We start from the raw sequence: 8,776 nt of genomic DNA on the forward strand, positions 1-8,776 counted from the left end.
ACGCAGCTATGCGGCCAAACATCCGTGTCACGGGTTCCGCCGGGCCTGGTCGGCGCTGCGGTTCGATGAAGGCCACCGGGTCGACATCAAGCGGGTGCACCGGCTGTGGCGCTCGGAAGGCTTGCAGGTCGGCGCGCATCATCCACGCAAACATGCCGGTATCTCCTCGATCCCGCCGGTGGCCGCGGACGCACCGGCGGTGGTGTGGGCGCTGGATTTCCAGTTCGACTCCACCACTGACGGGCGGGTAGTGAAGATCGCGTCGATGATCGACGAGCACACCCGCGAATCGCTGCTGCACCTGGTCGAGCGTTCGATCACCGGGGAACACCTGGTGGCCGAGCTGGAGCGGGTCTTCGCTGCCCGCGGGATGCCGAAGGTGCTGCGGTGCGACAATGGCCCGGAAATGATTTCCGCAGCGCTGCAATCGTTTTGCCAGGAAAGGTGGGTATCTCCTATATACCGCCGGGTACGCCCTGGAACAACGGGTTCGTCGAATCGTTCAACCGGCGCCTGCGGGTCGAGTGCCTCAACCGCAACCACTGGACCAGCCTGCTCGAAGCACAGGTAGTGATCGGCGACTTCAAACATGAGCACAACCACCGTCACCGGCATTCGGCGCTGGGCTATCTGACCCCGGCCGAGTACGCTGCGACCTGCCCCCACACCCACCACCCGGTGGGCTGCGACATCAACTGAATACCGAGGACAACGATCCGACTCTAAAACCGGGTGGTCGCGTTATCGGGGACTGGTCAATCCAGCTCTACCCCTGCGGCATCGCCATGGTTACGCCGCAGGCTTTCACCATGGCCTCCCGGCCGGTTGTCACATCGTGACCGGGAGTTCCCCACCACCCACCGAGGGCGGTGGTTATGCACCGCGCCCAGCCCGTATCCGCCAGATTTGAGCTGGTGGGCCGTTGAGGGGCGTCGAACACTGGTTTCTCTTGTATACCTTCCCGTCTCGCTGACCGGACCCAGATCGTCTGGCAGTGCCGACCCGCCCTCACCAGCGTCTCCCGGATCAGGTTGCCCTCAGCTTCCGCCAGCCGCTGCGACGACCGGCGGGCGAAGGTCTCTCACCTCCACTCGAATACAGACGCCTCGTGGCGCACACGAATCTCAGCCCAATTCTCCACGGCAAGCACCCCCTTCGTCCTCCTGGCTCGGTTCAAGCCAGGGTCCCGACCAAAGGGGCAATTTTCAGATGCCACGCGGGGGCGCGCTCACCGAGCACTTCTTATCGGGTCTCGTATGCCTCGCGTCGATATCGGCGATCGGAGGGATAGATCGTCATCCGCACGATGTTCCCGACATCCATGCCGGCCGCAGTGAGCTGATCGGCGATGTTCGACCAGGCGAGGAGCGCTTGCTCACGGAACGACTCTGGCACGTTGCCGGCGCCGTCCTCTCCGACCTTCTCGCTGATGAACAGCAGCCGCGATGCGCCGACGACCTCGATTGCCTGGGAGTAGTTGTCGTCAGTGCGATTGATCTCGCGAGTGTGCACCGCTAGCTTGTCGCTTTCCGTTCGGGAGTGTGAACAGCTGCGAACGCCTCGATTTCGACCAGCGCCTCGTGCCGCGCGAACCCCGCCACTTTGAGTACCGTCACCGCCGTGCGTCGAGAGCCCCACACTTCGGAGGCAGCACGGAAAGCCGTGGACGGATCGGCGTCTGCAGTTAGATAGACGGTCAACTTCAGCACATCGTCTGCGGTGGCAGCTCCCAAGGCGAGCACAGAGAGGACATTGCGGAGCGCTTGGACGGTCTGTGCAGCCAAGTCTCCACTGATCCGGCCATCGGCGTCGGTGCCGTTTTGGCCACCGACCATGACCAGCCGCGTCGCACCCTCGATCGCAGTTCCTTCCGAGAAGGCGGGCGAGGATACTCGGTCAGACGGGTCGAGGTGCCACATGGACATGGGCATTTACCTCGTCGGCTATCGGGTGGCTTCGGCGATGAGTGTGGCGACGTCGGCCACCGGCACGTCCGTGGCCGGCGGGAATAGCACCGAGACCTTGCCGGCCTTGAAGCTGGGGTGCTTGGCATGGAACACAGCGATCGGCTCCGGCACCCGCGTCGAGAGCGAAACACCGTGCGGCCCGTTGGACAGCGAGACCCGGCCGTTCGCGCCGACATACGCGGGCATGTTGTAGCTGAAGACGACTTTCACACCTGTGATGGTCTCGATCGCGAGATCGTGCAGCGTATCGAACAGCGGGCGATGCTCCGCCGGGATCGTGTCGATGTAGTCGGTGACCTGCTTCGGCAGATCAGGGTGGATTGCCATGGCTGCTCTCCTTCGGAATCAGAGGATTGGACTGTCGTAACACCGGAACAAGCCGTCGCGTCACGTCGCGGGCGCAGCGGGACCGGACAACTCGGCCATGAGTTCGTCCAGCTGCGCGTAGATCGCGTTGGTGCCTTCCTCCATGCCCGACTGGAGATGGCCGTCACGGTGCTCACGGGACCGATACCGCATGTGGGTGGTCAGGAGCGTGCCGCCGTCACCGTGCGGCGCGAAGGTTATTGTGACCACATACTCGCTGCCGGGGAGCGCCTCGAACTCCTCGGTGAACACCAGCCGGTTCGGGCGGTCGATCTCGCGATACACACCCGAGAACGCGATCTCGTCGCCGTCGAAATTGCGCTGCGCCCATCGCCAACGGCCGCCCACGCGCAGGTCGATCCGGCAGTCGGACATGATGAACTCCCGCATACCATACCAGCGCGGGACATGCACCGGGTCGGTCCACATCTCGAAGACGAGCTCCGGTGGGAACGCGAAGACACGGGTAACGACGGTCTCCGCATCCGACGGGAGTGCAAGCGTCGCGTCGCCGTGCCGGCCCATATCAGGCATCGGGACCAGCTCCTGTCGTCTTCTCATCCTTTTTCGCAGTCGTCACACGAGCCTCCTGTACTTCTCGCATGTAGTCGTCGAGCCGGGAGTAGCTGTCCTCCCAGTTCGCCCGGAATGTCTCCGCCCACTCCGCGACCTCTCGGAGGGGGCGGAAGTTTAGTTGGCAGGGTCGCCGCTGCGCGTCGCGGGTCTGCGTCACCAGCCCTGCCGCTTTGAGCACGCGCAGGTGCTTGGAGATACCGGGCAGAGTCATCTCGAACGGCTCCGCGAGCTCGCCGACAGTCGCCTCGCCCTGCGCAAGGCGACTCACGATCGCCCGCCGCGTGGGATCGGCCAGTGCAGCGAATATGGCATTGAACTCGTCGGTCTTCATTGTCACGTTCCCCTCGGCTATTTAACCCTTTAGTATAGTAAGTCCGGCGAAGGAGGGATCAACGCTCGGACCCGGCGACGCGAGGCCCACAGTAGTGCGTCATGCCATGAACGCTACCGTTGCGTGACAGTCTCTGTCACGCAACGGTAGCGACCAGACCGCGACCGAGCGCGATGCGCCCGTAACCTCCATGCACGGCTCTCGACTTCCGAGCGATGCACGTCCGCCTCGAAGGAGACCTACTCCACCACCGCGACAACGACCGCTGCGGCCAGCCACAAGAGTTGCATCGCGGTTCGCAGCGGCAGCGGCGTCGACGGCGCATTCGGGTGACGACGACCTCGTGCCGCATACACGTTCGCGGGGAACATCGCTACGAGCAGCGCGGCCAGGCAGGCTGCTGCGATGCGGCGCGTGTCCGGCACCAGAAGCCCAATCGCGCCCGCCACTTCGAGAACGCCGGTGACCGTGACCGCCAGCGAAGGGCTGGGTTGCTGGAACGGAACGATTGCCACCAGCCCGGAGCGTCGTGGCTCGATGAAGTGCGCGGTCGATGTGAGCAAGAACATTGCCGCCAGGCCGACAGTCAGCGAATGTGGCCAGCTGTCCAGCCAGGCGACATCAACGCTGCCGGCGATCCGGGCGAGCGCGGTGACCAGGACGAAGACGATCAGCGGCGCCATGATTACCTCCTTGGAGCGTCATGCCTCGTCACACCGCCGAGCCGACGGGCCGACGAGGCCGCTTGAACGATGTGCGACGCTGCTTATTGCGAGCCGGCGAGCAGCGCGTCGATCCGTTCGAAGGCCGCCGAGATTCCTGCATCGAACCCCGAGGCCCGGTGGCCGTCGCGCAGCTCCTGCGTCGGGTACGACATGCGCTCGGTCACAGTCGTCGTGCCGTCGTCGTGCTCGTCGAAGGTGATGAAGTTCTCGTAGCCGCTTCCGGGCAGCGCCTCGAACGCCTCAGAGAACGCGAGGGTGACGGGCGAGTCCACCGTGCGATACTCGCCCGAGTAGGCGGCTTCGAGGTTGTACTCGTCGTTGAAGACCGCCCAGCGCCACTTGCCTCCGATGCGGAGGTCGATGTCGTTGGCGGTCATCCGACCACCCGACGGCCACCACTGAGCGACGAGCTCAGGGGTGGTCCAGAGATCGAAGAGCTGCTGAGCGGTCCCCGCGAAGCGTCGGACGACGACGGTCTCCGTGTCCGACGGGTGCGTGATGGTGACGGCTGCCGTGTCGAGTTCGGTCATGATGATCCTCTCGATTCCGCGAGATGTTCCAGGTGGTTATTTAACCAGTTGGAACATTACAGCCGAGCGCGCTGCGCGTCAAGCATCACGACGTAGCTTGTAGAACCGGTGATGCACCGCGAGCCCGCTGATGCGTCACGCCGGCCACGCTGTATCCTGGGACGATCGGACAAGTTCGACGACCGGACAGAGCAGACAGTGATGGCCATAGTGGTGCTGTCAGAGTTCGGAACCAGGACGCCTGCAATCAACCAGAGACGTCTCGTCGAGCCGGCCAATGAGGCTCATCCAATGCTTCTCGCCAACGATCCACGAGATTGTCAACAGCACGCCAATAATAATCCGGGATCTGGCACAGTTTGCGTGATTGACCCGGCTTGGGTTGCCAAGGGGTGCTTGATGATCGATCATGTCGCCGGTGTTCTGGTCTCGGACTGTTCGCGGTCTTGTTCCCGCATCTGGGCGGGTTGCAGTTCGACGGTGTGACCTCGACGCGGTTGCGGGTAGGTCTCGATGTCCGGACTCGTGAGGAGCCGGTCACCTACCCGGACTGCGGGATGTCGTCCCGGGGGGTGCATAGCCGTTATCGGCGGCGGTTGTCCGACACCGCGCTGTCCGGCCGGGAGGTGGTGATCCGGTTGCGAGTGAGGCGGTTGTTCTGCGACAACACCGACTGCGGCAGAACGACATTCGCCGAGCAACCGCCGAAGCCGGCGGGACGGTATGCCTGGCGCACGACCATTCTGCAGCGGCTGCTCTGTGCGGTCGCGCTGGCGTTGGGTGGCCGCCCGGGTGCCCGGATGAGCCGTCAACTGACGTCCACGGTGAGCCGGATGACGCTGTTGCGGCAGATCCGGGCGCTACCGGATCCGGAGCCGGTCACACCGCGGGTGCTCGGTGTCGACGACTTCGCCCTCCGCAGAGGGCATCGGTACGCAACGATCCTGATCGATATCGAATCTCGCCGCCCGGTCGAGGTCCTCGGCGACCGGACCGCAGAAACTCTCGCCGACTGGCTGTGTGCGCATCCCGGAGTCGAGATCGTGTGCCGGGACCGGGCCGGCGCCTACGCCGAAGGCGTGACGACCGGCGCACAGCTCGGCCTTGCCCGCGGAACTGTCCGGCGCTTCGCCCGCGCCGCCGACGTCGAGGAACCGTTGGTCCACAACGGCACCGGGCGCCGTGTCCTCCTGCTCGATCCGTTCACGCCCTACCTGCATCGGCGCTGGAACGAGGGCTGCACCAACGCCACACAGCTGTTCGGCGAAATCCGTGACCTCGGCTACCGCGGCGGCAAGAAGACCGTGCTCAACTACCTGCACCTGTTCCGCGTCACCGGTCACATCCCTCGTCCGGCCCCGAAACCGCCCTCGGTCCGCCGCGTGGCCTGCTGGATCATGAGCAACCACGTCCATGTCCCTCCCGACGATCAGCGACGATCAGCAGCGCCTCGACGCGATCCTCGCGACCAGCGCCGAACTCAATGCCCTGGCCGGTCATGTCCGGGCCTTCGCGACGATGATGGCCGACCGTCGTGGCCGTGACCTGGAGCGATGGACGGCAGCCGTCAGCGCCGACGATCTACCGGCCTTGCATTCCTTCGTTCGCGGCCTACGTCGTGACCTCGACGCGGTTACCGCCGGCCTGTCCCTGCCTTGGAGCAGCGGACCGGTCGAAGGGCAGGTCAACCGCATAAAGATGATCAAACGCCAGATGTTCGGACGCGCGAACCCGGACCTCCTCCGGAAACGAATCCTGCTGAGCGACTGACCAACCCGGCCAACCACATCGCTGAGTAGGCCCGGGGCGCGGTGGCCGGATTGCTCTGGCTCCGTTTCCCCGGACCTCTCGCCGAACCCGCCGTGCGCCTCTCGACGCAACGGGCTCTCCACGGTTTTCTATCGTCAGGCTCGTTGAAGAGTCGACCATCGGGTCGGAATCGTGTGGCCGCGCCAGCGATAACGGCTCACTGTCACGCTGTTGAGGTCGAACAACTCCGTTCCGGCCGCCGCCGTGATGGGTAACCACCGCCCAGTGCGGGTGGTGTAGCGGCGGCGGATATCGGTCCAATTCCAGCGGTGCCGGGTCTGCAACATCACGATCATCCGTTTCCAGACGAACTTCTGGACAACGGCGAACCGGTTCTTCGCCACGGCATGCTTGAAGTAGTTGGACCAACCACGCAGAATCTGGTTGAGCCGGGTGATCACATAGCTCAGACTCTGCTGGGACCCCCGATGGGTCAGGGCACGAACTTTCGCCTTCAGCGACCGGATGGGCCGGTCACCGATGAAGGTGTAGACGAACCACTTGTCCGAGCCTCGCTTGCGACGCCACTGGATGTGGAATCCCAAGAAATCGACCCCGTCCGACAGATGCCGCACCATCGTTTTCTCCAGAGACAACCGAAGCCCCAGGGGTGCAAGCACTTCCCTGACATGTTCGCGCATCGTCTCGGTGTCGTGCTCGGTCCCGTGGACCAGCACGAGGAAGTCGTCGGCGTAGCGGACGATCCGCCACGTCGGCAACCCTTTCCGGCGACGGTATGCCCGTTTGGCCTCACTGGCCATCGTCCCGCCCGGCTTCCACGGCGCCATCACCTGCTCATCGAGCACGCTCAGTGCGATATTGGCCAACAGCGGCGAGAGGATGCCGCCCTGCGGGGTGCCGGTCACGGTGTCCTGGCGCTCGCCGAGCTCGGTGAGGAGCCCCGCTTTCAGGAATGCCTTGACCAGCGCCAAGACACGTTTATCCTTGACCCGCAATCGAACCCGGTCCATCAGGGCCGTGTGGTCGATCCGGTCGAAACACGCCTCGATGTCCGCATCCAGCACCCATCGGTAACCGCGGGTGCCGTAATAGTGGATCTCGGCGACCGCGTCCTGAGCCCGCCGGTGGGGTCGGAACCCGTAAGAGTCCGGTTCGAAATCGGCCTCGAAAATCGGTTCCAGCATCAGCTTCAGCGTGGCCTGAACGACCCGGTCTCGGACTGTCGGAATCCCGAGACGGCGCACCTTCCCGGACCCTCCCGGTTTGGGGATCTTGCGTTCCCGCACCGGCAACGGCCGAAAGACCCCGTCTTTCAACGAGGCCCGCAGATCGTTCAGGAACCCCGGAACCCCGATGTGCTCGTCGACGTCGGTGACGGTCATGCCGTCGACGCCGGGAGTACGGGCTCCGCGGTTGCCGGCGACCCGGTCGAACGCCACGATCAGCGTGGCCGGGTCGTGCACGAAATTGAACAGGTCGTCGAACCGGCGGCCGGGATCGGCCGCCGCCCAACGGTGAAGCTTGGTCTGCATCTCCGATACCCGCCGGCGAGGCCCCGCAGGGCCTGCCGGCGCGGCGGCACCGTTCGGTGGCGCGTCTTTCGGCATTGCAGCATCCTTCCCTCCTCGAAACCGCTGCCGCCCTTCGCCATGTGACCGGCTTTCCCGGCCTCGGACTACTACGGCGGCTCCGCCCCACCCGGCCAGTTCGACAGTCGGTGCATCTATCCCCGAGCGCCGCGACTGGATTGTGCGCCGCCCGGGGAGCCTGGCCGGGCGGTTCCCGTGTTCACTGTGATTCGTTCGACGAAGTAGGAGCCCGACTGTGTCCCTGCGGCATCGCCACGAGTACGCCGTAGACCTTCCTCGTGGCCTCCTGACCGGCTTTGGTAAACCGGCCGAGGAGTTCCCCAGCGCTTTCGAAAGCGTCGGGGACGCACCGCGTCTCCTGCCCATATCCGCCAGATTTGAGCAGGTGGCTCATGGAGGGACGTAACAACGCCGGTTCCTCGCGTACTCCTCCTCATCCCGCTTGCCGGACCCGCACCATCTGGCAGTACTGGCCACGTCCCGGCGTTGTCAGGGCTGCTCGGGGGTAGTGGTGTAGCGGGCCGGGATTCGGCGCTAAGGATCGGACAGGTGTGATTGCCCGATGATTATGACGGCAGGCGTGACAGCGTTACGGCTCTGCGTCATGGTCATCGTGCTTCGTTTGAGGGCGCCGGTGGCGTTTGTCTGGCGTCGGGGTGGCGCGTGTGGTTGTGTCTCCGCCCGTCGTGGTCAGTTTTGGATAAAAGTCCACGTGCCGGATCCTGCCTGGTAGGTGGCGTATTCACTGTTCCGGTCGGTCAGCCTCGTTTCTTCGGAAGCGGTGATATCCGCGTTCTTCTGCAGCAGGGGGACAACGACGGTAGCGGTGGTGTTCGGTGGTATCGAGACTTCCAGCGTTGATGTGGTGTCGTTGCGTTGCCAGCGGCTGACGATTTCGCCGCGCACGGTTTGTATGGTCGCT

The 8,776-nt window shown here is 64.4% G+C and carries 9 protein-coding genes and 2 pseudogenes; 2 read left to right on the plus strand and 9 right to left on the minus strand.

Annotation, left to right across the window (positions count from 1 at the left end; genetic code table 11):
* Positions 1 to 699 (plus strand): annotated as a pseudogene (locus ON20_RS39285) (IS3 family transposase); the annotation flags it as partial.
* A 543-nt stretch (positions 700 to 1,242) separates the two neighbouring features.
* Here ON20_RS39285 and ON20_RS26525 read toward each other — a convergent pair.
* The 7 genes from ON20_RS26525 to ON20_RS26555 all read right to left on the minus strand — a co-directional run bounded on the left by ON20_RS26525 (position 1,243) and on the right by ON20_RS26555 (position 4,495).
* A complete protein-coding gene (locus tag ON20_RS26525; RefSeq protein ID WP_083865292.1) occupies positions 1,243 to 1,512 on the minus strand; it encodes a RidA family protein in 270 nt (89 codons plus the stop codon).
* A gap of 2 nt (positions 1,513 to 1,514) precedes the next feature.
* Complete coding sequence (locus tag ON20_RS26530; protein ID WP_051163374.1) at positions 1,515 to 1,925, minus strand: RidA family protein; 411 nt, start codon at positions 1,923 to 1,925, stop codon at positions 1,515 to 1,517.
* Between the two features lie 18 nt (positions 1,926 to 1,943).
* Positions 1,944 to 2,294, minus strand: a complete 351-nt coding sequence (locus ON20_RS33460; RefSeq protein ID WP_051163368.1) for a DUF1801 domain-containing protein — start codon at positions 2,292 to 2,294, stop codon at positions 1,944 to 1,946.
* Positions 2,295 to 2,354: 60 nt separating this feature from the next.
* Positions 2,355 to 2,867 (minus strand): SRPBCC family protein, encoded by a 513-nt coding sequence (locus ON20_RS26540; protein WP_051163370.1) that lies wholly within the window; start codon positions 2,865 to 2,867, stop codon positions 2,355 to 2,357.
* Positions 2,860 to 3,240: an ArsR/SmtB family transcription factor gene (locus ON20_RS26545; protein ID WP_040839944.1), complete on the minus strand. Its 381-nt coding sequence runs from the start codon at positions 3,238 to 3,240 to the stop codon at positions 2,860 to 2,862. Before ON20_RS26545 ends, ON20_RS26540 begins: the two co-directional genes overlap by 8 nt.
* Positions 3,241 to 3,479: 239 nt before the next feature.
* Positions 3,480 to 3,923, minus strand: a complete 444-nt coding sequence (locus tag ON20_RS26550) for a DoxX family protein (RefSeq protein ID WP_040839946.1) — start codon at positions 3,921 to 3,923, stop codon at positions 3,480 to 3,482.
* 83 nt (positions 3,924 to 4,006) lie between these two features.
* Complete coding sequence (locus ON20_RS26555) at positions 4,007 to 4,495, minus strand: SRPBCC domain-containing protein (RefSeq protein ID WP_040839948.1); 489 nt, start codon at positions 4,493 to 4,495, stop codon at positions 4,007 to 4,009.
* Positions 4,496 to 4,887: 392 nt separating this feature from the next.
* Here ON20_RS26555 and ON20_RS35015 point away from each other — a divergent pair.
* Positions 4,888 to 6,265, plus strand: a pseudogene (locus ON20_RS35015) (transposase).
* A 134-nt stretch (positions 6,266 to 6,399) separates the two neighbouring features.
* On the opposite strand, the gene ltrA reads toward ON20_RS35015, so the two are convergent.
* Together ltrA and ON20_RS26575 are read right to left on the minus strand one after the other, a co-directional pair.
* Entirely contained in the window at positions 6,400 to 7,797 is a 1,398-nt protein-coding gene (gene ltrA / locus ON20_RS26570) for a group II intron reverse transcriptase/maturase (RefSeq protein ID WP_218002638.1), read from the minus strand.
* A 747-nt stretch (positions 7,798 to 8,544) separates the two neighbouring features.
* A partial coding sequence (locus ON20_RS26575; RefSeq protein ID WP_169332383.1) for an alpha-L-rhamnosidase C-terminal domain-containing protein occupies positions 8,545 to 8,776 on the minus strand: 232 nt, incomplete at its 5' end.

This window comes from Nocardia brevicatena NBRC 12119 (genome assembly GCF_000308495.1).
Taxonomy (GTDB): Bacteria; Actinomycetota; Actinomycetes; order Mycobacteriales; family Mycobacteriaceae; genus Nocardia; species Nocardia brevicatena.

Bases quoted from the DNA above. Each gene is read 5' to 3' on its own strand.
- ON20_RS26550 (WP_040839946.1), bottom strand. From the start codon at position 3,923: ATGGCGCCGCTGATCGTCTTCGTCCTGGTCACCGCGCTCGCCCGGATC.
- ltrA (WP_218002638.1), bottom strand. From the start codon at position 7,797: ATGCAGACCAAGCTTCACCGTTGGGCGGCGGCCGATCCCGGCCGCCGG.
- ON20_RS26555 (WP_040839948.1), bottom strand. From the start codon at position 4,495: ATGACCGAACTCGACACGGCAGCCGTCACCATCACGCACCCGTCGGAC.
- ON20_RS26540 (WP_051163370.1), bottom strand. From the start codon at position 2,867: ATGCCTGATATGGGCCGGCACGGCGACGCGACGCTTGCACTCCCGTCG.
- ON20_RS26530 (WP_051163374.1), bottom strand. From the start codon at position 1,925: ATGTCCATGTGGCACCTCGACCCGTCTGACCGAGTATCCTCGCCCGCC.
- ON20_RS33460 (WP_051163368.1), bottom strand. From the start codon at position 2,294: ATGGCAATCCACCCTGATCTGCCGAAGCAGGTCACCGACTACATCGAC.
- ON20_RS26545 (WP_040839944.1), bottom strand. From the start codon at position 3,240: ATGAAGACCGACGAGTTCAATGCCATATTCGCTGCACTGGCCGATCCC.